The 358-nt window shown below is 46.1% G+C and carries 2 tRNA genes; both read right to left on the bottom strand.

Annotated elements, in window-relative coordinates:
* Positions 1–46: 46 nt before the first annotated feature.
* A tRNA-Lys gene (locus tag CWC18_RS20765) sits at positions 47–122 on the bottom strand.
* Positions 123–149: 27 nt separating this feature from the next.
* Positions 150–225, bottom strand: a tRNA-Lys gene (locus CWC18_RS20760).
* Between the last annotated feature and the right edge of the window lie 133 nt (positions 226–358).

Genomic DNA, 358 nt, shown 5'->3' with positions numbered 1-358 from the left:
ACTGAGCTAATGACCCGCTCCGGATATCAGTTTTGTTAATATTGAATGGTGGGTCATGATGGACTTGAACCATCGACCAATGGATTAAAAGTCCACTGCTCTACCAACTGAGCTAATGACCCGCTCGGGAAATCAATATCTTCAAAGGATGGTGGGTCATGATGGACTTGAACCATCGACCAATGGATTAAAAGTCCACTGCTCTACCAACTGAGCTAATGACCCGCTCTGAACATCACTTAAGTTAACTTGCTGTTGGGTAATAATGTTAAGATTAGTGTATATCTCGTTGGTCTACGTATCATTTAATAAAAAAAGGTGTGGTGTGGGGGGGGGGGGGGGGGGGTGGGGGGGGGGG

This window comes from Pseudoalteromonas aurantia (assembly GCF_005886875.1).
Classification (GTDB): Bacteria; Pseudomonadota; Gammaproteobacteria; order Enterobacterales; family Alteromonadaceae; genus Pseudoalteromonas; species Pseudoalteromonas aurantia_A.
The sequence above is the reverse complement of the archived record's forward strand: the minus strand, read 5'-3'. Positions and strand labels throughout refer to the sequence as shown.